This window comes from Arthrobacter sp. AFG20 (genome assembly GCF_002892795.1).
GTDB lineage: Bacteria > Actinomycetota > Actinomycetes > Actinomycetales > Micrococcaceae > Arthrobacter.
Genome location: NZ_PJMC01000004.1, coordinates 203,514 through 224,344, shown reverse-complemented (window position 1 = coordinate 224,344; position 20,831 = coordinate 203,514). Strand labels below are relative to the sequence as shown.

Here is a 20,831-nt window from a genome sequence, read left to right as displayed (position 1 = left end):
ATAACGACGACAACTGCTGGTCAGTTGGGCTGCGGCGTGTGGAACAATCGAAGAGCCCTTTGAAAGGAGCCCTCTACCCATGCGGCAGCCGGACCAGGGACGACGTGTACCCGCCGGCCACCGGACGCCAGTGGGGTGGCCCCGGGTGCTGCGCGGCTCCCCCGCCACCCTCATTTTCGTTGTCCTCTTCTGGGCGGCAGGTGCCTTGTCCGCCAGCATCCGCACCGGTCCGCCGCCGTTCCTGCTGCCGCACGTTGCGGCCACCTCACATTCTGTGCCGGATCACTGGGGGGCTCTGCTGCTCTCCGCCTTCTGGGAGCGGGACCTGGCCGGGTACGTCGTGGGCACACTCGTGGTGCTTCTCGCCGGGCTGCCGCTGGAGCGCCGTCTGGGATCCCTGAAGTTCACGTTGGCCGCGCTGGGCGGGCACGTGCTGGGAATCGTCGCGACACTCGGGTTCCTCGCCGCGGCCCGCGGCCTGATGGGGAGCTGGATCCGCGACCTGAGCGGGCACTTCTTTATGGGGCCAAGCGCACTGGCCTGCGCGGGCGCGATGGCTGCGACGGCTTCTCTGTCCACCCTGTGGCGGCGCCGGATCCGCGTGGTCCTCCTCGCCGTGCTGCTGCTGTTCGCGATGTATGCGGGCGGCTTCGAGGACCTGGTCCGGCTCGGGGCAGCCGTGGCAGGAGGGCTGCTGGGCCCGGTGCTGCTGGGCCGCCGGCCGCGCTTCGGCAGGCCCGCCGTCTCCCGCCACGAGGCCCGGATCCTGGTGGCACTGCTCCTGACGGTCGCGGCAGTCGGACCCGTGGTGGCAGGGCTGGCACCGCACGCCGTCGGACCTCTTTCTGTGCTCAGGTTCCTGTTCACCAACATCCAGCCGGTGGATCCCGCCGCGCTGCAGGCCTCCTGCTCCCGCCCGGCCGGCCTCAGGGACTGCGCCGCTGCCCAGCTGCAGCTGCGGGCCGGGGCCGGCGGCATCTTCATGGCCATCCTGCCGTCGTTCCTGCTGCTCCTGTTCGCGGACGGCCTGCGGCGCGGGCGGCGGTTCGCATGGGCGGGCGCGTTCCTGATCCAGGCAACGCTTTCGCTGCTGGCCGCCGTCACAATTGCCGGTGTGCTCCTGCCGCCGCCTCCGGGTTCACCCACTCGCGAGGGTGTGGGCGGGATCGAGCTCTCGGGTTATTCGCACCCGCTCAGCCTGGTGCTGCCGATGCTCCTGCCCGTCTTGCTGATGGTGCTTCTGCTGGCCGGCCGGAACCTGTTCCCGGTGCAGGCTCCGCGCGGAACGTACCTGCGGCTGGCGCGCCGGGTGGTCATTGCCCTGGTTTTGCTGAGCCTCATTTACGTGGGACTGGGACTGCTTCTGGCATCTGGGTTCACGCCTGCGCCCGGCCTGCCTCAGCTCGTGGCCGACGTCCCGGACAGATTCCTTCCCCTCGGCTTCCTGGTGGACCGCTCACCGGCGTTCTTCCCCGAAAGCACCGCCGCCGTCGTCCTTTACGAAAGCATCGGCGTCGCATTCTGGGCATGGACCGGAGCACTGCTGCTCCGGACGTTCCTGCGTCCGGCCCACGGGCGGCACAGCGCGGACGAGGAACGGGCCCGGCGCATCCTCAAGTCGCACGGCGGCGGCTCGCTCTCTTGGATGACCACGTGGAGCGGGAACAGCTACTGGTTCACCGGTTCGAGCTTCATCGCATACCGCGTGCTCGGCGGGGTGGCCGTGGCGCTCGGGCCGCCCGTTGGTCCGCCCGCCGACCGGGAAGCCGCGTTCACGGAGTTCGCCCGTAACAGCCAACTCAACGGGTGGACGCCGTGCTTCTACTTCGTGTCCGACGAGCTCCGCGGCCTGGCCGGATCGCTGGGCTGGGGCTCGGTGCAGGTGGCGCAGGAAACTGTGCTGCGGCTGGATGAGGTGTCCTTCCGCGGCAAGAAGTTCCAGGACATCCGCACCGCGCTGAACCGGGCGGCGAAGGCAGGCATCCGCGCGGAGTGGACGTCGTTTGCCCAGGCGCCTCTTGCTGTCCAGGCGCAGATTGAGGCGATTTCCGAGGAGTGGGTGGCGGACAAGAAGGTCCCGGAGATGGGCTTCACGCTGGGCAGCCTGGATGAGCTGGACGACCCCGAGGTCCGCTGCCTGCTCGCGATCGATGCCGACCACACCGTGCACGCGGTGGCGTCGTGGCTGCCGGTGTACCGCAATGGATACGTGGTTGGCTGGACGCTCGACTTCATGCGGCGGCGCGGTGACGGCTTCCGGGCGAGCATCGACTTCCTCATCGCGTCGGCCGCGCTGAGCCTGCAGGACGAGGGCTGTGAATTCATGAGCCTGTCCGGTGCGCCGCTGGCCCGGGTACCGGCTTCGTCCGTTGGAGGCGGGACCGACGCGAACGGCGCCCTGGACCGGATGCTCGACTGGCTCGGCGCCGCTCTGGAACCGGTGTACGGGTTCAGGTCCCTGCTGGCGTTTAAAGCGAAGTTCAAGCCGGACTACGAGCCCATGTACCTGCTGTATCCGGACGCGGCTGCCCTGCCCGCGATCGCCAACGCCATCACCCGGGCGTACCTGCCGTCGATCAACCTGGGCCAGGGCCTCACCCTGGTGCGCGGCCTCCTCGCCCGCCGCTGACCAGTACCGGTTTCGGGAGGCGCTACCGCAGCGCGAAGCCCGTGTGCCGTTCCAGCGCGTCGAGCAGCTCCGCCTGGAACGCCTTGTCCTTCACGGCCGGATGGGGTTCCCGGCGCTGCTGGTGGAACCAGTAGCCTCCGGACACGTGGTCGTCAGCAGACTCCCGGGTGGCCAGCCACACCTGCGTGAGGTGCCCCAGCTCCAGGTCATCGGGCGCACTGCGTCCGCCCATCCTGGTGGGTACCCAGCCCGGATCAACGGCGTTACTTTCGACGCCCGGCCAACGCTCGGCCACCGCGGCCGCGAGCGCCGTGACGTACAGCTTGCTGTCCGAGTAGGCCGCCGGCCGCATGGCCGCGTTCGTCCAGTCGATGCCCTGGAGGTGAGGAGTGCCGGACCGGTGCATGCCGCTGCTGATGTACACAATGCGCTGCGGACGGGCCATGAGCGCGGTCAGGAGGTACGGCGCGACAATGTTCACCGCAAAAATATCGTTGCCGCTGTACACGCCGGCGTTATGGATGACGGCATCGAACGGGCCAAACTGCTCGGCCTGTTCCGCCACACCTTCCGTCTCGGTGAGGTCGGCCAGATCTCCGACGGCGGTCCCCAAAGCCTGGTCCCTGACCGCGCCGGCGTTCGCCAAGCGCGACTCGTCCCTGGCATGCAGCACCACTTCATGGCCCTGTTGCATCAGCGCCCTGGCGGCGTTGAGCCCGAGTCCGCCGGCAGAACCGGTGATGAATATTCTCGCCACTCTGTGCTCCGTTCCCGTTACCCGGCTGTCACCAGGGCAGTCCCCTGATTCACAGTAACGCCCTGATCCACAGTAGATGGGGCGGCGTCCCCGCGGCAGGCAGGCCCTGACAGGGACTCCCACGTTATTCACGGTGTCCGTAACGTGGAGGATATGAACAACCGGAACGAGATACGGGAGTTCCTTGCCTCCCGGCGGGCGAAGCTCACTCCCGAACAGGCGGGGTTGCCGGACTTCGGCGGCGTGCGGCGCGTGCCCGGCCTGCGCCGTGGAGAAGTGGCGCTGCTGGCCGGCATGAGCGTGGAGTACTACACACGCGTCGAGCGCGGAAGCCTGGCCGGCGTGTCAGACCCCGTCCTGGAGGCCATCGGGCGCGCCCTGCAGCTGAATGAGGCGGAGAACGAGCACCTGTTCAACCTTGCTCGGGCCGCCGGCCCCGCCGCCCGGCGGCGGCGACAGCCTGCGCAGGCGATTCACCCCAGCGTTCAGCTCATCCTCGACGGCATGGCCGGCATACCGGCCTTCGTCCAGAACGGCCGCCTGGACATCGTTGCCGCCAACGACCTCGCCCGCGCCTTGTACTCACCAGCCTATGAAGACCCGGCACGGCCCGTGAATTTCGCCCGGTTCGCGTTCCTCAACCGTCGTTCTGAATGCCTTTATGCGGACTGGAACCTCGCGGCCGACACGAGCGTGGCCCTGCTGCACGCGGAAGCCGGCCGCGACCCGTTCGACAAAGGCCTCTCGGACCTCATCGGGGAATTGTCGACCCGCAGCGAGGAATTCCGCAGGCGATGGGCGCAACGGAATGTTCGGCTGCACCGCACCGGTGCCAAGACGTTCCAGCACCCGGTCGTCGGCCAGCTTGATCTGCACTTCAACGGGCTGGAGCTGACCGCCACGCCCGGCCTCACCATGTTCACCTACACCGCCGAGCCGGGCTCGCCCTCCGCGGACGGCCTGCGGTTGCTGGCCAGCTGGGCTGCGACCGCAGCGCAATCCTACGAACCTTCCGAAACCGCGGTGCCGGACGGCGGCACAGCGCAAGGCGGCACGGCCGCCGTCGGCCTTCACCGGGGACACATCCGTCGACCAGACCGCGGCCACCAGGCCTGAGCCGGGTCAAACTGCGACGACGCGTCCCGCCCAAACAGCCTTTCCCGTGCTGTCCGCCACAAACGGGAAGAGACTAGGGGGTCCCTGTGGTTACCCCTTACAGCAGGGTCTGCCTCACGCCACGGCGATGGGGTTTAGTAGATGAAAGAAACGGCCGATCCCTTTCATCTGCGGCCCGTTCCACCACACCGACAAACAGGAGAACTATGCCTACCGTCAATGCCTACGCCGCGCCCTCCGCTTCCGAGGACCTCATCCCCACCACCATCGAACGCCGCGAAGTCGGCCCGCGCGACGTCCTCATCGAAATCAAGTACGCCGGCATCTGCCACTCGGACATCCACACCGTCCGCGGCGACTGGGGCCCGCAGCAGTACCCGCTTGCACCCGGCCACGAAATCGCCGGCTTCGTCACCGAGGTTGGCTCCGAGGTGACCCGGCACAAGGTTGGCGACCGGGTCGGCGTCGGCTGCATGGTCAACTCCTGCAAGGAGTGCGCCAACTGCCTGGCCGGCGAGGAGCAGTACTGCCTCAAGGGAATGACCGGCACGTACGGCGCCGTTGACCGCGACGGCACCATCACCCAGGGCGGCTACTCCACCCACGTCGTGGTGATCGAGGACTTCGTCGTCACCATTCCCGAGGGCATTGAGCTCGACGTCGCCGCTCCCCTGCTGTGCGCCGGCATCACCACCTTCTCCCCGCTGCGCCGCTGGGGCGCCGGCCCCGGCAAGAAGGTCGCCATCGTCGGCCTCGGCGGGCTTGGCCACATGGCCGTCAAGCTGGCGCACGCCATGGGCGCCGAGGTCACCGTGCTGTCTCAGTCCCTCAAGAAGCAGGAAGACGGCCTGCGCCTGGGCGCGGACCACTACTACGCCACGAGCGATGCCGGCACGTTCGAGACCCTCGCCGGCAGCTTCGACCTGATCATCAACACGGTCAGCGCCTCGATCGACATCAGCTCCTACCTGCAGCTGCTGTCCCTCGACGGCACCCTGGTCAATGTTGGTGCCCCGGCCGAGCCGCTCCCGGTCAACGCATTTGCGCTGATCGGCGGACGCCGGGCCTTCGCCGGTTCCATGATCGGCGGCATCCGCGAAACCCAGGAGATGCTCGACTTCTGCGCCGAACACGGCATCGGCGCCGAGATCGAGGTCATCCCGGCCGACAAGATCAACGAAGCCTACGAGCGCGTCCTCGCCTCGGACGTGCGCTACCGCTTCGTGATCGACACCGCCACCCTCTAAGGCGATGAATGCCCGACGGCGGGCCGGTCCCTTAAGGGGCCGGCCCGCCGTCGGCCGTTCCAACCCGGGGCAGCGGACAGACGACACCAATTACGAAACTTTCAGGAACATACGTGACCCAAGACCTCTCCGGCTCCGAAACATCGACGCAAACCCCGCGCAGCAAATCAGCCACCCGCTCCGACGCAGCCAATCCACCGGCCCGCACCGCACGGAACCCGCGGGCAGGCCTGCTCATCCTGGCCATGGCCGGGTTCACCGCCGTCACCACCGAACTCCTGCCGTCCGGGCTGCTCCCCCAGATCAGCCGCGACCTGGGCGTGGAGGAATCGGCCGTCGGCTCGCTGACCGCTGCCTACGCGGCCGTCATCGTCATCACGGCACTGCCCCTGTCGAGGTTCCTCGGTGCGCGGATGCCCCGCAAGACCCTGCTGATCGTGACCGTGCTGGCCTTCGCGCTGAGCAACGTGCTGCTGGCTGCCAGCCCCACCCTGGGCCTGGCGATTGCCGCCAGGCTCCTCGGCGGCGTGGCCCACGGCCTGCTCTGGTCCAGCATGGCCCCTTATGTTGCACGGATCGTGCCGGCGCATTCAGTTGGCAAGGCCATGGCCATCGTGTTCAGCGGCAACAGCTTCGCCCTCGCCGTCGGGGCTCCACTCGGGACGATGATGGGATCGGTCCTCTCGTGGCGCGCCTCTTTCCTTGTGCTGGCCGGTGTCGCGGTGCTTCTCGCGTTGCTGGCCATTAAGCTGCTGCCCCCGGCTTCCGATGCCGACCGGGACTCGGCGCCGTCAATGCGCGCCGCCATGGCCCTGCCCGGGGTCATCGCCGTCGCGACCGCCTGGCCGCTGCTGCTCCTGGGCCACTTCGCCCTGTTCACCTACATCGCCCCCTTCATCCTGGCCGCGGGCCTGCCCGACACCGCCACCGGCATCTCGCTGTCCGTCATCGGCGTCGCCAGCCTGGTGGGGATCTGGATTGCCGGCCTCACGGCAGACGCCCGTCCCCGGCGTTCCGTCCTGACCGGGGTGGCACTGCTCCTGGCCAGCTTCGCCCTTCTGCCTTGGCTCGGCGGCACGTGGACCGGGGCACTCGCGCTCCTGACCCTGTGGGGCATCACCTTCGGCGCGACCGGCATCTACAACCAGGCCGCAATCCTGCGTGCGGGCGGGGAGCACAAGGATGCCGCCAACGGACTGGCCGTGGTGACCATCCAACTGGGCATTGCCGTCGGTGCCGCATACGGCGCCCTGGCCCTGAACACCGTCGGCGCGCTGCTGGTGCCACTGGCGGCGGCGGTTCCGCTGGCGGTGGCCCTGGTGATCATCTTCGCCAGCCGCCACCGCGGGTACCCGGCCGGTCCCCGCGAGGTGCGTCTGTCCCCTTCACCCAAGTAACAACTGCGCGCCAGTTGGGGCTGCGTCAAACTCCTGCGCAGATCTTGTGGCTACAGTGCCCGCTTCTTGAGTCCGGTGCTGAACGATCCTGTTACAGCATCGTGTGGCGTCAACGAGGAGGTCCGATGGAGTCGGTGCGGCGGAGCAGCCGAATTGAGACGGAAGCCGTAGGCGCCTTCTGGCGGTGGTGGTCCGTAGCGGGAGCCGGCCTTATCACGGCAGCCGTGATGACCGGAGTCTATGGCGACCTCCCGGAAATCATCGGTGCCATGGTGATGGCAATACACCCCGAGCTGCGGTGGGAGACCGGCCCGGGCGCCCGTTCGCGGCACCGGCTCTGCGTCTCCGGCGGCGGGGATCCGCGGCTGCGCGTCCTGGCCGAGCGGTGGCGGCGGGCCGCTCCTGCACCCACTGAGACCTGGGAATTTGCCGCAGCCAGGGAGCCTCAACCCGGCATGGTCACCGGCACCCTCGAAGGCCTGGGCCAGCCCATGGACCTGGGGCTGGCCCGTATCGCGGTGGACTGGGACGACCGCAGCGCCCTGGCCGAACTCACGGTTTTCCATCCTGCTTTCACGGGCATGGGCACCAACGACTGCCGCCAGGCGGCACGCTTGCTCGTGGACTGGCTGATCGGCGAGGACGGTGTCCAGCGGTGGGTCGGCGCCATCAACGTGGCCCGGACCGATCCCCGCGACAGCCAGCCAGCCGCCGTCGTGCCTGAATTTTTTCAGGCGGTGGCCGCCCGGAACTCGGATCCCCGCTGGACGATGCGGGAGGCCAAAACGTCCTCGGGGCATCGTGTGATTGTCTGCGCTCTGAGGCCCTTGCGATGGATCGATCATCCGCTGCTGGACCTGCACACGGCGGTCCGCATCAGCTACCCGCGGACCGGGAATGACGGACTGCCGGACGATGGCCTGCCGGACGGGGAGGCACTGCTCGGACTGCTCCACCTCGAAAGGGACCTGGACGAGTTGCTGGGCTCGCGCGGCGAGCTAGTGGCCTCAGAGACGTGCAACGGGCTTCGAATCGTGCACTACTACAGCGACTCCGAGGACCAGAACGGACGTGACAGCTTCGACCGCTTCGCCCGGGCCCGAAAAGAAGTCCAGGTGACCCACACCGGCGATCCGGGGTGGACCCGGGTACAGAAATTTATCCAGGCCATATGAACGGCAGCCGGATCCGGGTTCTGGGGGGAATGCTCCGGGATCCGGCTGCCGTGCCCCGCGGCCTTCGACTTGGCGCGCTCAGCCGTGGGGACACGCTGATTTTGAGCGCCGGGACTTGGAAAAAGCATGGACGGTGTGCCAGCCTCCGCGCCTCGGGCCACCAATTCTAGGGGTAGTATTCAAGCGCCAACTCCCACTTCTCTTTTGGCCGAGACAGGACGATAATTAAATCGATCACCGGAGCTGGGCCGGCGGCGGTGTCGCCTGTCTGAGACCAAGGCGGCCCCCCCAGCCGCCGCCGTCCCTTATATTAAGCCGCCGCCTTTCAAAGTCCGCCGTCCTCGACAGGCGCGAGCCCGCGTCCTATGGTGATGAAATGAGCGATGTTCCAGCCGACGACGCTCCGGCGCCTGACAAGGACACAAGCACCAGGGACGGCTTGGCCGACGCACTCTCCCCCGTCGTCGCACCTGAAAACACCGACGAGGAACGCCTCAAGGAGCCCGGGGAGACCCGGTCCCCAGACGAGCGCGAAGCAGCGGAGTGATGAGCGAGGTCGTAAACCGCCTGGCGGCGGCGCTGGACGCCCACGACCTCGAGGCGGCCGCCGCACTGTTCCATCATGACTACCGCAGCAGTCAACCCGCCCACCCAGGCAGGGCCTTCGTTGGCCGAGCACAGATGCATGCGAACTGGCAGGCAATATTCGCCGGGATTCCCGACATCCACACGGAGCTGGTTGGTTCAGTCGATGACGGCAACACCACATGGAGCGAATGGGACTGGACCGGACACCGCGCAGACGGGCAGCGGTTCCGGGCCCGTGGAGTGATCCTCTTTGAAATCACCGAAGGCCTGATAACGGCGGGCCGGCTCTACATGGAGGAACTCGAAAACGACGAGGAAGGCATCGAGGAAGCCGTGCACTCCATGTCGGGGCGGACGCCGGACAAACCACAGGGGACGCCGGACAAACCACAGGACTGACGCGCCCTGCCCTCCCCTGCTTGGGGTTTCAGGCGTGGGTGGGCTCCTCCACCAGCGCCGTGGCGATGCTGTCCGCATCCTCCAGCGCGGCGAGGTAACGCTCGGCATCGAGTGCAGCCGCGCATCCGGTTCCCGCGGCGGTGATGGCCTGCCGGTAGCGGTGGTCCACGGCATCCCCGCAGGCGAACACGCCGCTCAAGTTGGTGCACGTGGTGGGCGAATCCACCTTGATGTACCCCTCGCCGTCGAGCTCCACCTGCCCGGCCACCAGCTCGGTGCGCGGCACGTGCCCGATCGCCACGAAGAGCCCGGTGGCGGGCTGCTGCCGGGTCTCGCCGCTGCGCGTGTCCGTCAACGTCACGCCGCTGACTTTGCCGTCGCCGTGGATCGCCGTGACGGCCGAGTTACAGGCGAACGTGATCTTCGGGTTGTCCTTGGCGCGCTGGGCCATGATCCGGGAGGCGCGCAGCTCACCCTTGCGGACGACGACGGTCACGGACTTCCCGAAGCGGGTCAGGAAGGTGGCCTCCTCCATGGCGGAATCGCCGCCGCCCACCACCATGATGTCCTGGTCGCGGAAGAAGAAGCCGTCGCAGGTGGCGCACCAGGAGACGCCGTGGCCGCTGAATTTCTTCTCCTCCGCCAGGCCCAGTTCCTTGTACGCGGAGCCGGTGGCCAGGATGACAGCAGGGGCCTGGTACGTCTCGCCGGCGCCGGTGACCACGCGCTTGAGGTGACCTTTGAGCTGAACGGAAGTGGCGTCGTCGAACACCACCTGCGCGCCGAACTTTTCGGCCTGCTGCTGCAGGCCGTCCATGAGCTCCGGGCCCTGGACGCCCTCCGGGAAGCCCGGGAAGTTCTCCACCTCGGTGGTGTTCATCAGGGCGCCGCCGGCCGTGACCGAGCCCGCCAGGACCAGCGGCTTCAGGCCGGCCCGTGCCGCGTAGATGGCCGCGGTGTAGCCGGCCGGGCCGGATCCGATGATGATCAGCTGTTCGGTGCTGACCTTGTCAGCGTTGACCTTCTCGGTGCCGGCGTCCTCGGGCTTGGCGTTCTTGCTCACTGCTGGCTCCTTCTCTTCGGGCTTATTCACGGAAGCTGTTACTGGGCGTCGACGTGGCGGGCGGGCAGCAGTTCGGTGACCAGGGCTTCGATGCGGGTGTGGATCTCGTCGCGGATGGGGCGGACGGAATCCACGCCCTTGCCGGCGGGGTCCTCCAGCACCCAGTCCTCATAACGCTTGCCCGGGAAGTACGGCACTCGTCGCCGCAGCCCATGGTGATCACGACGTCGGACTCCTTGACCGCCTCGGTGGTGAGGATCTTGGGGACTTCGGCGGACATGTCAATGCCGACCTCTGCCATGGCCTTCACCGCGGCCGGGTTCACTGCTTCCGCGGGCTGGGAGCCGGCGGAGCGCACCTCGATCGCGCCCCGGGACAGGCTGGTGAGGAACGCCGCCGCCATCTGGGACCGGCCGGCGTTGTGCACGCAAACGAACAGGACGGAGGGCTTCTTGGCGGGGTCAGCGGTCATGGTGTTCTCCTAGGTTGGTGGCCTGTCGGGCGGGATTGCGGAATGAAGTGCCTGCCTGCCCACAGCGCCGCTTACACAAGTGCAACAAGTGTGGGCAGTTCAATCAAGAGCAGGATCAAGGGCGGTGCGGTCGGTTGTGTTGCGCCTGTCCGTCGTGTTGACGGGCAGGCGCGTGGATGTTGTGGTGTGCGGGAGCGGTCAGCAGCAGTCCTGGCCGTCCTCACAGCACTCGTCGTCGCAGCAGCCGGTGCTCATCCCTTCACCCCCTCCCCTTTGTTAGCGGGATTGGTCTTTGGCCAGCGGGTACTCGTTGCCCGGCTCAAGCGCCGGCTCAAGCGCCGCCGGCGCCGGATACAGGGCCCGCACCAGCACGAAACCCGCGGCACCGCCGAGCAGCTGGGCCAGAATGAAGGCGGGCGCCGACGCCGGGGCGATGCCCGCGAAGGTGTCCGTGATGGTCCGGGCGGCGGTGACGGCCGGGTTGGCAAAGCTGGTGGAACTGGTGAACCAGTAGGCCGCGGTGATGTAGCCGCCGACGGCGAAGGCCACCCGGTCCGCCCGGCCCGAACGGAGGGTCCCGAACACGATGACCAGGAGCCCCGCCGTGGCGACGACTTCGCCCAGCCAAAGCCCGGCGCCTGTCCGTTCATGCGCAGAGAATGTCACCGCATCCAGGCCGAACATCAGGTTGGCCAGGACGGAGCCGGCCAGGCCGCCCGCGAACTGGGCCGCGATGAGTCCCGCCGCAGTCCGGGTGTCCAGCACGCCCAGCACCCGCTCAACCAGCGTCACCACCGGATTGAACGACGCCGAGACCGGCTGGAGCGCCACGATCAGCGCCACCAGTGCCGCGCCCGTGGCGAGGCTGTTCTGCAAAAGCTGCAACCCGACGTCGTCCGGTGACAGCCGTGACGCCATCACGCCGGAGCCGACGACGGCCATGACCAGAAACGCTGTCCCCGTAAACTCGGCAGCCGCGCGCCGCGCCAGCGTGCTCATCTGCTCTGGCCCCCGATCAGGGCAGCCAGATTCGCCAGGGCATCGGTCCGCGCCCGGTAGTACACCCACACCCCGCGCTTTTCCCGCTCCAGGAGGCCGGCCCCGTGCAGGATCTTCAGGTGGTGGCTGATGGTGGGCTGCGAGAGATCGAAGGCGCCGTTCAGGTCGCACACGCAGGCCTCGCCGCCCTCGTGCGAGGCAACCAGCGACATCAGCCGCAGCCGCACCGGGTCCGCCAGCGCCTTGAGCAGCGGCGCAATGCCTTCCGCCTCGGATGCGGACAGGGGTTCCCTGGACAGCGGCGAACAGCAGGCGACCGTCTGCACCGGCGTGAGTTCCAAATTCATAGACACACCTAAATATTTACACTCATCTATGTCTTAAGCAAGGGTGGAGTTTTTGTCCACTTGTCGCGAGTTCGAGGGCACTTATCTCGCGACAAGTGGACAAAAACTCGCACGTCCGCGAACCGGGGACAGGCAATTACCGGTTGTCTCGCATCCATTGCTGGCCTCGGGTGCGGGGTCCACTATAGAGAGGAGCGGCAAGGCTCGCACCGGCCGTCAGCGCCCATGGCCTGACGGATTTAGGGGGCACTCATGGACAAGACCGGTTCTGTTTTTCCCAGCCGACGTGGTGTGCTGAAGGCAGCCGGGATCGGGGCGGCCGGTGTTGCCGGTGCGCCCCTTCTGTCCGCTTGCACCGGCGTACCCACAGCGGCTATTACGCCGTCGGGTTCGGCCTCCCTGCTCCCGGCTCCGCCGGGACAGATGGCACCGCTGCTTGACGGGCCGAAAGTCACAAAAGCCGTGGCCCAGCTCGACGGATTCATCCGAAATGCCATGGAACAGACCGGGCTGCCGGGAATGGCCGTGGCCGTGGTGTACCAGGACGAGGTGGTGTACTCCAAAGGATTTGGTGTGCGGGAAGTCGGCAAACCGGAGGAGATAAGCCCCGACACGGTGTTCCAGTTGGCATCCGTGTCCAAGCCCATGGCGTCCACGGTGGTGGCAGGGGTGGTTGGGCGGGGGGTGATCAACTGGACCGACCGCGTCATCGAACACAACAAGAACTTCGCGCTCAAGGATGACTACGTCACGAAGAATGCAACCTTTGCCGATCTGTTGTCACACCGCAGCGGACTGAAAACAGCGTCGGGCGATCTGCTGGAAGACCTCGGGTTCGATCGAGCGTACATCCTCGGGCACCTCAACCAAGAGCCCCTCGACACGTTCCGGTCCAGTTACAACTACAGCAATTTCGGCTACACGGAGGGCGGCCAGGCAGCAGCCGATGCGATGAAAATGTCGTGGGAGGATCTGGCCGACGAGATTCTGTTCCGGCCGCTGGGCATGGCCGCCAGCAGTTTCCGTCACTCGGCCTACGAGAAAGCGCCAAACAAGGCAACCATCCATGTCCCGCTCGGGAACAAGGTGTGGGCAGCGAAACACCGTCGCGATGCCGATTCCGAGGCCCCGGCCGGGGGCGCGAGTTCATCGGTGCGGGACTTGGCCAAATGGCTCCGGCTGCAGCTCGGCAAAGGCAGTTATGAGGGCAAGCCCGTTATTAATGCGGACGCCCTCCAAACAACCCACGTTCCGCATACAGTTTCCGGGCCGGCGTCGGCACCGGCCGCCCGCTCCCGCTTCTACGGGCTGGGCTGGAACGTCTCCTACGATGACCAGGCGCGCCTCCAGGTTGGACACTCCGGGGCATTCAATCTCGGCGCAGCCACCGCCGTCTCCATGCTGCCGGGTGAACAACTCGCAATCGTGGCCCTCACCAACGGGAGACCGCAGGGAATTCCTGAAGCAATCACAGCCGGCTTCCTGGATACTGCGCAGCACGGAGCTCCCACGGTGGACTGGCTCGCCTTCACCGCCGGCATCTTCAAACAAATTGACGACTCCGAGAAACCGAAGGTGGACTACACCACGGCTCCGTCCGATGCTTCTCCCGCCAAGGCAAACAGTGCCTACACGGGCACTTATGGGAATTCCTACTACGGCCCGCTTGCGGTCCTCGAGCAGGGCGGCAAGCTGGCCATGAGAATGGGCCCCTCCGGAAATCCCACGACATTCCCGCTCACCCACTTCGACGGCGACACCTTCAGCTTTGAATCCATCGGAGAGAACGCCAACGGCCCGGCCGGTGCCCTATTCGCAAAAACAGTCCGCGGCACCGCGCCAAGCGTCACCCTGGACTTCTACGACAGAACCGGGCTGGGAACATTCACGCGGACCGCCGAGGGCTAGGAACCCGTAGCGGAATCGCCAGCACCCTCCCGAGGCATGGAGTTTTTGTCCACTTGTCACGCCTTCGAGGGTGTTTAACTCGCGATATCTGGACAAAAACTCCATAGGACCTAGTGGAGGGGCGCCGTCGAGTTCCGGACCACCAGCCGGGGCGTGCTGGTTATGTCCGCAATGGGGGCGCCGGGATCGTTGAGCCGCTCGAGGGCCACGCGTCCGGCAGTTGTTCCCAGCTCCACGGCATGAAGGTCCACCGAGGTCAGATCGATCCCGCGGAGCCGGGCCGTCCGCGAGTCGTCGTAGCCCACGAGCGACAGGTCCCCGGGGATCGTCAGCCCCATTGCATACGCGGCTTCGCGGACACCCAGCGCGAACTGGTCGTTGTGCGTGAACACGGCCGTCGGACGGTCCGGCCCGGCCAGCAGCTCCGCCGCCGCACGCTCCGCAGCCTCCTGCGTGAAGTCAACGGCCGCCACGGTCTGCGGGGTCAGGCCGGCGTCCCGCATCATCTGCTCATAGGTTTCCCGGCGGACGGTATGGCCGTCAAAGGGCGGCCCGGCCATGTGGGCGATCCGCGTGTGCCCCAGCCCGAGGAGGTGTTCGACGGCGGCCCTCGCCCCGGCGTGGTCGTCAGGGTACACGCTGTCCACGCCCTCCACGCGGCGGGTGACGCTGACCACCGGGATGATCTGCGCCAGTTCCCGGACCCGTTCGTCGGGATCCAGCAGCGCCGCGGCGATAATGATCCCCACCCGCGCCTCGATGAGTGAGTCCATCGCACCCTGGTCCACGCCGCCGATGGAGCGCGAGACGCTGAGGATGAGCCGGTTGCCGGCTTGCGGCAGCGCCAGCCGCACGCCGTTGAGGACGTCGGAGTACACCTCGTTCCGGAGGTCAAGGAGGTAAAGCCCGACGGCGGTCCGAGACTTGCTGGCCAGGGCGGCGGCTGCCGCATTGTGCCGGTACCCCAGACGCTTGGCGGCGTCGAAGATCGCCTGCCTGGTCTCCGGGCTGACGCCGGCAGCATCACGGAAGGCGAAGGAGACCAGCGTGCGGGAGACTCCGACTTCCCGCGCAACATCAGCCTGGGTGGCCGGCCGGTGCTGCCGCTGGATGTTCATACGGCCATCCTCCCACGCTGGTGAATAACGGAAATTCAACCATTTGTAAGTTTGACCTTACATTTGAGCCTTTCGCGCGTTAGTCTTGGATGTGACAGCGGGCACACGTCCCGCAAACTTGAGACAAGGGAGTCCTTATGTCTGCAACCCAAGCCCAGCGAGACGGCGCGCATACGCCCTCGCTGCCGCCGCTCACGAACGGGCCGCACCGCAAGCGCCTGGGCATGGTCGCCACGGTGGCGACCTTCGGCGGCCTGCTCTTCGGCTACGACACGGGTGTCATCAACGGCGCACTCCGGCCCATGACCGCCGATCTCGGCCTCACCCCGATCACCGAGGGCATCGTCACCAGCTCCCTGCTGTTCGGCGCTGCCGCCGGCGCCGTCGGTGGCGGCCGGCTCGCCGACAGCTGGGGCCGCCGGAAGACCATCATCCTGCTGGCCATCCTGTTCCTCGTCGGCGCCCTGTCCTGCGTGTTCGCGCCGAACTTCGAGGTGATGGTGGTCGGCCGCGTCATCCTGGGCCTCGCCGTCGGCGGCGCCTCCTCAGTGGTCCCCGTGTACCTGGCGGAACTCGCCCCCTACGAGATCCGTGGTTCGCTTGCCGGCCGCAACGAACTCATGATCGTCATCGGCCAGCTCGCGGCATTCGTCGTCAACGCCATCATCGGCAGCGTCTGGGGCGAATTCGGCGGCGTCTGGCGTGTCATGCTCGCAGTCGCTGCGGTGCCGGCCGTTGCCCTCTTCGTCGGCATGCTCCGGATGCCGGAATCCCCGCGCTGGCTCATCTCCCAGGGCCGCACCCAGGAAGCCCTAGCCGTACTCAAGACCGTCCGCTCATCCGACCGCGCTGAAGCGGAAATGGCCGACGTCAAGCACCTGGCGGACGAGGAAAAGGAAATGAACCTCTCCGGCTGGGGCGCACTGAAGAACAAGTGGATCCTGCGCATCCTGCTCGTCGGCATCGGCCTGGGCGTCGCCCAACAGCTGACCGGCATCAACTCGATCATGTACTACGGCCAGTCCGTGCTGGTTGAGGCCGGCTTTGACTCCCGTGCCGCCCTCATAGCCAACATCGCCCCCGGCGTCATCGCCGTCGTCGGCGGCGTCATCGCCCTGACCATGATGCAGCGGGTCAACCGCCGCACCACCCTGCTCCTCGGCTTCACGCTGACCACCATCTGCCACTTCCTCATCGGCATCGCCTCCATCGCACTGCCCGTCGGCAACCCGGCCCGGCCCTTCGTGATCCTCTTCCTGGTGGTCGCTTTCGTCGGCTCCATGCAGACGTTCCTCAACATCGCCGTCTGGGTGATGCTCTCCGAGATCTTCCCGCTGCACATCCGCGGCTTCGCGATCGGCGTCTCCATCTTCTGCCTCTGGATTTCCAACGCTTTCCTGGGCCTCTTCTTCCCGACCCTGGTGGCATCAGTCGGCATCACCGGAACGTTCTTCATGTTCGGCGTGGTGGGCATCCTGGCCCTGATCTTCATCTACACCCAGGTGCCGGAAACCCGAGGCCGCACCCTCGAAGCACTCGAGGAGGACGTCACCACCGGCGCCATTTATCTGGTGCACAAGACCCCGGCGACGGCGGCGCACTAACAGCCCTATAGCCGCCCAGGACCCGTCCGCTGGATTCACCCGAGTCCGGCGGGCGGGACCTCTGCATTTCCCGGCGTTTACACGTTGGCGGGCTGGAACAGCTCAACGACATTGCCGGCCGGATCCTCCAGCAGGATCTGCTGGCCGCCCGGTCCCCTGACAATGTCATTCCGGAACGGAACACCCGCGGCCCGCAGCCTGTCCACCTCGGCGGCGATATCGCTCACGATGAGATGGATCCGGTTCCATCCGCCCGGTGCCGGGACCGCACCGTCGGGCATTGGCCGGCCCGCCGAACTGGTGGGCCCACTCAGCAGCAAACGCAGCGGCCCGCGGACGACGTCGGCGAAGGCCGGTGCCGCGTTCATCCTTACGGAGAAGCCGAGGTGCTTCGTGTAAAAGCCGACGGCGGCATCAACGTCATCCACCATGTACCGGACGCTGACAAAGTCCTTAGTGCTATTAAAGTCCTCAGGGTTGCTGGACATTTCCCTTCTCCTCACTAGATGGAAGCGGAATCAGACGTGCTGATCGACGATGACCGGGTTGCCGTCGGGGTCCACGACGATGAAGCTGGCCGGGCCGGCTCTGTCGCCGGCCTCGGCAACGAAGGGAATGCCCTGGTCCTTCAGCTGGCGCTGGAGATCCCGCACGTCGGTGAATGAGTCGAGCTGCTGCGCGTCCTGGCTCCAGCCCGGATTGAAGGTCAGGGAGTTCTTTTCAAACATGCCCTGGAAGAGTCCGAGCACCGTCTGCCCGTTCCGCAGGATCAGCCAGTTCTGGTCGATGTCGCCCCCGGACCTGGTGAATCCCAGCTTCTCGTAGAACGCCGCGGAGGCCGCGATGTCCGTGACCGCCAAGCTGAGTGAGAAAGCGCCGAGTTGCACGTGCTGCTCCAGTCTCCGGAATTCTCCGGGCCCGTGAATTTTCACCGATACTAACTGCGGGCGGCGTACCTGTCCCCAGAGAGCACTATTCCAGAGCCCTCTGACAAACACCCGCCCCCGGCAAAAATTCACGGGACCGGACCAGGGCGGCGGCCGGGAGTTCGGCGGTCATTCAGCAAGGCACAATTGGCTTGGAACTCAAGATGACGAAGGGATCGGCTGTGGAGCTGAATCAAGTTGCCGCCGTGCTCGCGTGTGCCCTGCTTGCCGGACTGGCTGTATTTCAGCTGCTCCTGATTTTTGGGGCGCCGCTGGGACGTCTGGCCTGGGGCGGACAGCACACGATACTGCCCTCGCGGCTGAGGATGGGCAGTGCCGCGTCGGTTTTGCTGTACCTCCTGTTCGGGCATGCTGCCCTGGCCAGAACCGGACTGGCGCCAGCCCTCGGCAGCGACGCCTGGTACCCGGCGTTCACCTGGATCCTGACGGCATACTTCACACTGGGCGTGCTGATGAACGGCATCTCCCGCAGCAAACCGGAACGGCTGGTCATGACCCCGGTGGCTCTCCTGCTGGCGCTGCTGTTCCTCGTTCTTTCTACGGGCTGAGCCTCTGGCCCGGTGCGGGCGGTCGCCGGTGTGGGCGGCATCCTTGAGTGCCGCGCTAAAACGCGTCCGTGTGCTCCAGCTCCGGCAGGACAACCAGCGGATCTCCTGCAAAGTGCAGCCTGCGCGAAGACTGCCCGTCAATCCAGGCGAACACCACCGAGCCGTCAAGGGGCACGCGGCCGCCGAGGCCGGCACGTGCAACATTCCGGATTTCCAGCTCCGCCCCCGGAGTCAACGGTCCCCACGCTGCCGGGAAGTCGGCGTCGTGATCACTGCCAGCGTTCGCGTCCATGACCCAATAGAACCAGCTGCTCATTAACGGTCCGTGAACGTGGCCCGCGTGACACGCCCGTGTCGAGGCGGCTTGGCGGCAGGGGTACGACGCGCACCGCGCCGGCAGGCCCAACAGCAATCCCTACAGCTGGCGCCCGTAAAGTTTTGGGTTTTGCCGGGCCCGGTTCGCGAGGGGGAGTGCGTCCGGACCCGGCAGTTCTGAGGGTTCGGGGCTGGGCTTCCGTTCCTTCAGGACACAGCCAGTATTGCCCCCTGACATGGGGAAATAGTTGGGGCACCTTGCGGCATTCCCCGGCAGATTCCAGACTCCCCCGTGCCGGTCCAAGGAACTCCAATGTTCCTCCAAGGACGAAGGCGGAAGCTTCAAGCAGGCCGGCGGCGGTGGCCCTGGTCCACCCTCCGGGGACCTGGCTGCCTAACCCAGTCCGCCGCCGGCCCCCAACGAGATGGCGGTTCATGTGCTGTGCGTCATGGCGATGGGGCCCCTGTACAACAGTGCTACTGCAGGGTAGATTTCCATACAGGAATCCTGTGAACTCTCTCCAGGAACCCCTTCCGGCGTTGTGCACCGCCTGGAGGTAACGCCGCTATAGCCTCATGGCGGCCATATCGCACCCTGGGGAAAGAGCCTGTCATGGCCACCTCGCATTTCCAGCAATTTCTTCACGACGCCACCTACCCCGCTCCCGACACCGAAAGCCCGCTGGGGCCGGACTGCCTTTACGGGCTGTACACAAGCTGGTGCCTGATCCAAGGACTGACACCTAAACCGGACTCGTCCTTCCGGGCGGGCATGCGGCGGTGCCGTGTCAACCCCCGAGGCACCAGGCGGAAGATGAAGGGGCAGGCCGCAGCCGACTACATCCTCGCCAGCTACCCCTACGCGGGTTGACGATGTCGCTCAGATCGCCCGGCTTCCGTTCCGACGGCGCCGGACGGGCACGGGTCCTGCCTGTAATGTGCGCGCTCTGCGGCACCGACCGCCATCTCACCATCAGGTCGGTGACGGATATCCCGGACTGCCCCGCCGACGTCGTCATGGTGGCCTACACCTGCGGCCGGTGCCGGCGCTTCAGTGAACATCCTGCCCAGGTTGCCGACCTGTCCGCGGTCCTTGGCCGCCGGGAACAAAAAGGGGACGTGCTCATCTTCGGCGGGCATTACATGCACTGTGGACAACCGATGGCCAAGGCAGGATCCGAGCTCCGCAGGCTGGCCGCGCCGCTGTCCACCGAAGGTGCCGCCGAAGACACCCTGGACGTCTACCTCTCCACCCGCGTGCTCAGATGCAGCTGCGGTTTTCAGATGGAACTGCCGGAGTAAGCGGGATCGTACATTTGAAGGACAAACCTACCCCCGGGTAACTTTGGGTTCGGGCCCCATCCTATTCCCCCATGCGGATGGTAGTCCCCGGAAAGCCCCGCACCGCCTTCACATGGTGCGGGGCTTTTTCGTGCCCGAGGCGTGCACGTCTTGAGGTTTTCGCCCTACACTATGCACACCTACTACAGGCCGGGGGGCACGTTGGGTTCACGGGGGATTTGCCTGGTCATCGAGGATGACCGGGATATTCGCGATCTTGTTGCACTGATACTGACGCGGCTCGGTTTTGACGTTCATGCAGTGAGCAACGGCGTTGACGGCGTCGCCGCGGCCTGGGAACACCACCCTGTCCTGGTTACGGTCGACCTGAATCTGCCGGACATGGACGGCCTGGAGGTGGCCCAGCACATCCGGGCGCGCTCCGAGGCGCCGATGCTGTTCATCACCGCCCGGGCGGAGCTCGACGACGAGATGGCCGGCATGGCATCGGGAGCCGCGGCCTACCTGGTCAAACCGTTCCGCCCCCGGCAGCTCACGGAGACGGTCAACCGGCTTTGTCCCGTGGGCCCGCTGACGGCGCACGGCCTGGGGCCGCGCGTCTGACCGGTGCCGCTTTGTCTGACCGGTGCCGCGCCCTGACCGCCACACGGCAGCGGCGGCCGGCAGGCCGGCGTCGTACTATCCTGTCTCCGCGCCCTATATCCGCAGGCGGCACTTCGGCTCCATAATGTCCCCATAAACTTCGGGGACCCGCGCGCCCGGCGATGCTGGCGAGGCGCCGCAGAGTCCCAGGTGGCCGCCCCGGCTGTCGGCGAAAACGGGCGGCGACGCGGCCCGGGCACGGACGGCCAGTCCGTTCCCGGCACCGAACAGGGGAACCATCGCCATCAGTGCAACAGC

The 20,831-nt window shown here is 66.6% G+C and carries 21 protein-coding genes and 1 pseudogene; 13 read left to right on the top strand and 9 right to left on the bottom strand.

Annotated elements, in window-relative coordinates; genetic code table 11:
* Positions 1–79 precede the first annotated feature (79 nt).
* Positions 80–2,629 carry a bifunctional lysylphosphatidylglycerol flippase/synthetase MprF gene (locus CXZ05_RS06420; RefSeq protein ID WP_102971778.1) on the top strand — a complete coding sequence of 850 codons (2,550 nt, stop codon included), beginning with the start codon at positions 80–82 and terminating at the stop codon, positions 2,627–2,629.
* A 22-nt stretch (positions 2,630–2,651) separates the two neighbouring features.
* On the opposite strand, the gene CXZ05_RS06415 is transcribed toward CXZ05_RS06420, so the two are convergent.
* Complete coding sequence (locus tag CXZ05_RS06415; protein ID WP_102971777.1) at positions 2,652–3,386, bottom strand: SDR family NAD(P)-dependent oxidoreductase; 735 nt, start codon at positions 3,384–3,386, stop codon at positions 2,652–2,654.
* A 153-nt stretch (positions 3,387–3,539) separates the two neighbouring features.
* On the opposite strand from CXZ05_RS06415, the gene CXZ05_RS06410 reads away from it, so the two are divergent.
* The 6 genes from CXZ05_RS06410 (at position 3,540) to CXZ05_RS06390 (ending at position 9,308) form a co-directional block, all read left to right on the top strand.
* Positions 3,540–4,502, top strand: a complete 963-nt coding sequence (locus tag CXZ05_RS06410) for a helix-turn-helix transcriptional regulator (protein ID WP_102971776.1) — start codon at positions 3,540–3,542, stop codon at positions 4,500–4,502.
* A gap of 206 nt (positions 4,503–4,708) precedes the next feature.
* Complete coding sequence (locus tag CXZ05_RS06405; RefSeq protein WP_102971775.1) at positions 4,709–5,749, top strand: NAD(P)-dependent alcohol dehydrogenase; 1,041 nt, start codon at positions 4,709–4,711, stop codon at positions 5,747–5,749.
* Positions 5,750–5,862: 113 nt separating this feature from the next.
* Positions 5,863–7,146 (top strand): MFS transporter, encoded by a 1,284-nt coding sequence (locus tag CXZ05_RS06400; RefSeq protein WP_374754629.1) that lies wholly within the window; start codon positions 5,863–5,865, stop codon positions 7,144–7,146.
* A 227-nt stretch (positions 7,147–7,373) separates the two neighbouring features.
* Entirely contained in the window at positions 7,374–8,321 is a 948-nt protein-coding gene (locus CXZ05_RS06395) for a hypothetical protein (RefSeq protein ID WP_146033060.1), read from the top strand.
* Positions 8,322–8,697: 376 nt separating this feature from the next.
* Positions 8,698–8,868 (top strand): hypothetical protein, encoded by a 171-nt coding sequence (locus tag CXZ05_RS23045; protein WP_180987299.1) that lies wholly within the window; start codon positions 8,698–8,700, stop codon positions 8,866–8,868.
* The gene (locus tag CXZ05_RS06390; RefSeq protein ID WP_102971773.1) at positions 8,868–9,308 is read left to right on the top strand and encodes a nuclear transport factor 2 family protein; all 441 of its coding nucleotides are present in this window, start codon (positions 8,868–8,870) and stop codon (positions 9,306–9,308) included. The genes CXZ05_RS23045 and CXZ05_RS06390 overlap by 1 nt, the downstream gene beginning before the upstream one ends.
* Positions 9,309–9,336: 28 nt before the next feature.
* Here the strand turns inward: CXZ05_RS06390 and trxB are convergent, their stop codons facing one another.
* The 4 genes and pseudogenes from trxB to CXZ05_RS06370 all read right to left on the bottom strand — a co-directional run bounded on the left by trxB (position 9,337) and on the right by CXZ05_RS06370 (position 12,189).
* Positions 9,337–10,371: a thioredoxin-disulfide reductase gene (trxB, locus tag CXZ05_RS06385; protein WP_180987298.1), complete on the bottom strand. Its 1,035-nt coding sequence runs from the start codon at positions 10,369–10,371 to the stop codon at positions 9,337–9,339.
* Between the two features lie 38 nt (positions 10,372–10,409).
* Positions 10,410–10,843: pseudogene (locus CXZ05_RS06380) on the bottom strand (arsenate reductase ArsC).
* 276 nt (positions 10,844–11,119) lie between these two features.
* Positions 11,120–11,842 (bottom strand): aquaporin, encoded by a 723-nt coding sequence (locus CXZ05_RS06375; protein ID WP_102971772.1) that lies wholly within the window; start codon positions 11,840–11,842, stop codon positions 11,120–11,122.
* Positions 11,839–12,189 carry a metalloregulator ArsR/SmtB family transcription factor gene (locus tag CXZ05_RS06370; RefSeq protein WP_102971771.1) on the bottom strand — a complete coding sequence of 117 codons (351 nt, stop codon included), beginning with the start codon at positions 12,187–12,189 and terminating at the stop codon, positions 11,839–11,841. The genes CXZ05_RS06375 and CXZ05_RS06370 overlap by 4 nt, the downstream gene beginning before the upstream one ends.
* Before the next feature lie 252 nt (positions 12,190–12,441).
* On the opposite strand from CXZ05_RS06370, the gene CXZ05_RS06365 reads away from it, so the two are divergent.
* Positions 12,442–14,097: a serine hydrolase gene (locus tag CXZ05_RS06365; RefSeq protein ID WP_102971770.1), complete on the top strand. Its 1,656-nt coding sequence runs from the start codon at positions 12,442–12,444 to the stop codon at positions 14,095–14,097.
* Positions 14,098–14,207: 110 nt separating this feature from the next.
* Here CXZ05_RS06365 and CXZ05_RS06360 read toward each other — a convergent pair whose 3' ends face one another.
* On the bottom strand, positions 14,208–15,215 hold the full coding sequence (locus CXZ05_RS06360) for a LacI family DNA-binding transcriptional regulator (RefSeq protein WP_180987297.1): 1,008 nt from the start codon (positions 15,213–15,215) through the stop codon (positions 14,208–14,210).
* A 137-nt stretch (positions 15,216–15,352) separates the two neighbouring features.
* Between CXZ05_RS06360 and CXZ05_RS06355 the strand changes: the two genes are divergently transcribed.
* On the top strand, positions 15,353–16,819 hold the full coding sequence (locus CXZ05_RS06355; RefSeq protein WP_102971769.1) for a sugar porter family MFS transporter: 1,467 nt from the start codon (positions 15,353–15,355) through the stop codon (positions 16,817–16,819).
* Positions 16,820–16,896: 77 nt separating this feature from the next.
* Here the strand turns inward: CXZ05_RS06355 and CXZ05_RS06350 are convergent, their stop codons facing one another.
* Together CXZ05_RS06350 and CXZ05_RS06345 are read right to left on the bottom strand one after the other, a co-directional pair.
* Entirely contained in the window at positions 16,897–17,307 is a 411-nt protein-coding gene (locus CXZ05_RS06350) for a VOC family protein (protein ID WP_102971768.1), read from the bottom strand.
* Positions 17,308–17,337: 30 nt separating this feature from the next.
* Positions 17,338–17,706 carry a VOC family protein gene (locus CXZ05_RS06345; protein ID WP_102971767.1) on the bottom strand — a complete coding sequence of 123 codons (369 nt, stop codon included), beginning with the start codon at positions 17,704–17,706 and terminating at the stop codon, positions 17,338–17,340.
* A gap of 203 nt (positions 17,707–17,909) precedes the next feature.
* Between CXZ05_RS06345 and CXZ05_RS06340 the strand changes: the two genes are divergently transcribed.
* On the top strand, positions 17,910–18,314 hold the full coding sequence (locus CXZ05_RS06340) for a hypothetical protein (protein WP_258006471.1): 405 nt from the start codon (positions 17,910–17,912) through the stop codon (positions 18,312–18,314).
* Positions 18,315–18,369: 55 nt separating this feature from the next.
* On the opposite strand, the gene CXZ05_RS06335 is transcribed toward CXZ05_RS06340, so the two are convergent.
* A complete protein-coding gene (locus CXZ05_RS06335) occupies positions 18,370–18,630 on the bottom strand; it encodes a hypothetical protein (RefSeq protein WP_102971766.1) in 261 nt (86 codons plus the stop codon).
* Positions 18,631–19,242: 612 nt separating this feature from the next.
* On the opposite strand from CXZ05_RS06335, the gene CXZ05_RS06330 reads away from it, so the two are divergent.
* From CXZ05_RS06330 to CXZ05_RS06320, 3 genes are all read left to right on the top strand, one after another.
* The gene (locus CXZ05_RS06330; RefSeq protein WP_102971765.1) at positions 19,243–19,500 is read left to right on the top strand and encodes a hypothetical protein; all 258 of its coding nucleotides are present in this window, start codon (positions 19,243–19,245) and stop codon (positions 19,498–19,500) included.
* A gap of 2 nt (positions 19,501–19,502) precedes the next feature.
* Entirely contained in the window at positions 19,503–19,931 is a 429-nt protein-coding gene (locus CXZ05_RS06325; RefSeq protein WP_102971764.1) for a hypothetical protein, read from the top strand.
* 171 nt (positions 19,932–20,102) lie between these two features.
* Positions 20,103–20,534 (top strand): response regulator transcription factor, encoded by a 432-nt coding sequence (locus CXZ05_RS06320; protein WP_258006470.1) that lies wholly within the window; start codon positions 20,103–20,105, stop codon positions 20,532–20,534.
* Positions 20,535–20,831 lie beyond the last annotated feature (297 nt).

Bases quoted from the DNA above. Each gene is read 5' to 3' on its own strand.
- CXZ05_RS06395 (WP_146033060.1), top strand. From the start codon at position 7,374: ATGACCGGAGTCTATGGCGACCTCCCGGAAATCATCGGTGCCATGGTG.
- CXZ05_RS06420 (WP_102971778.1), top strand. From the start codon at position 80: ATGCGGCAGCCGGACCAGGGACGACGTGTACCCGCCGGCCACCGGACG.
- CXZ05_RS06340 (WP_258006471.1), top strand. From the start codon at position 17,910: ATGACGAAGGGATCGGCTGTGGAGCTGAATCAAGTTGCCGCCGTGCTC.
- CXZ05_RS06365 (WP_102971770.1), top strand. From the start codon at position 12,442: ATGGACAAGACCGGTTCTGTTTTTCCCAGCCGACGTGGTGTGCTGAAG.
- CXZ05_RS23045 (WP_180987299.1), top strand. From the start codon at position 8,698: ATGAGCGATGTTCCAGCCGACGACGCTCCGGCGCCTGACAAGGACACA.
- CXZ05_RS06410 (WP_102971776.1), top strand. From the start codon at position 3,540: ATGAACAACCGGAACGAGATACGGGAGTTCCTTGCCTCCCGGCGGGCG.
- CXZ05_RS06405 (WP_102971775.1), top strand. From the start codon at position 4,709: ATGCCTACCGTCAATGCCTACGCCGCGCCCTCCGCTTCCGAGGACCTC.
- CXZ05_RS06350 (WP_102971768.1), bottom strand. From the start codon at position 17,307: ATGTCCAGCAACCCTGAGGACTTTAATAGCACTAAGGACTTTGTCAGC.
- CXZ05_RS06370 (WP_102971771.1), bottom strand. From the start codon at position 12,189: ATGAATTTGGAACTCACGCCGGTGCAGACGGTCGCCTGCTGTTCGCCG.
- CXZ05_RS06330 (WP_102971765.1), top strand. From the start codon at position 19,243: ATGGCCACCTCGCATTTCCAGCAATTTCTTCACGACGCCACCTACCCC.
- CXZ05_RS06375 (WP_102971772.1), bottom strand. From the start codon at position 11,842: ATGAGCACGCTGGCGCGGCGCGCGGCTGCCGAGTTTACGGGGACAGCG.
- CXZ05_RS06390 (WP_102971773.1), top strand. From the start codon at position 8,868: ATGAGCGAGGTCGTAAACCGCCTGGCGGCGGCGCTGGACGCCCACGAC.
- CXZ05_RS06360 (WP_180987297.1), bottom strand. From the start codon at position 15,215: ATGAACATCCAGCGGCAGCACCGGCCGGCCACCCAGGCTGATGTTGCG.
- CXZ05_RS06355 (WP_102971769.1), top strand. From the start codon at position 15,353: ATGTCTGCAACCCAAGCCCAGCGAGACGGCGCGCATACGCCCTCGCTG.
- CXZ05_RS06320 (WP_258006470.1), top strand. From the start codon at position 20,103: ATGCACACCTACTACAGGCCGGGGGGCACGTTGGGTTCACGGGGGATT.
- CXZ05_RS06335 (WP_102971766.1), bottom strand. From the start codon at position 18,630: ATGAGCAGCTGGTTCTATTGGGTCATGGACGCGAACGCTGGCAGTGAT.
- CXZ05_RS06325 (WP_102971764.1), top strand. From the start codon at position 19,503: ATGTCGCTCAGATCGCCCGGCTTCCGTTCCGACGGCGCCGGACGGGCA.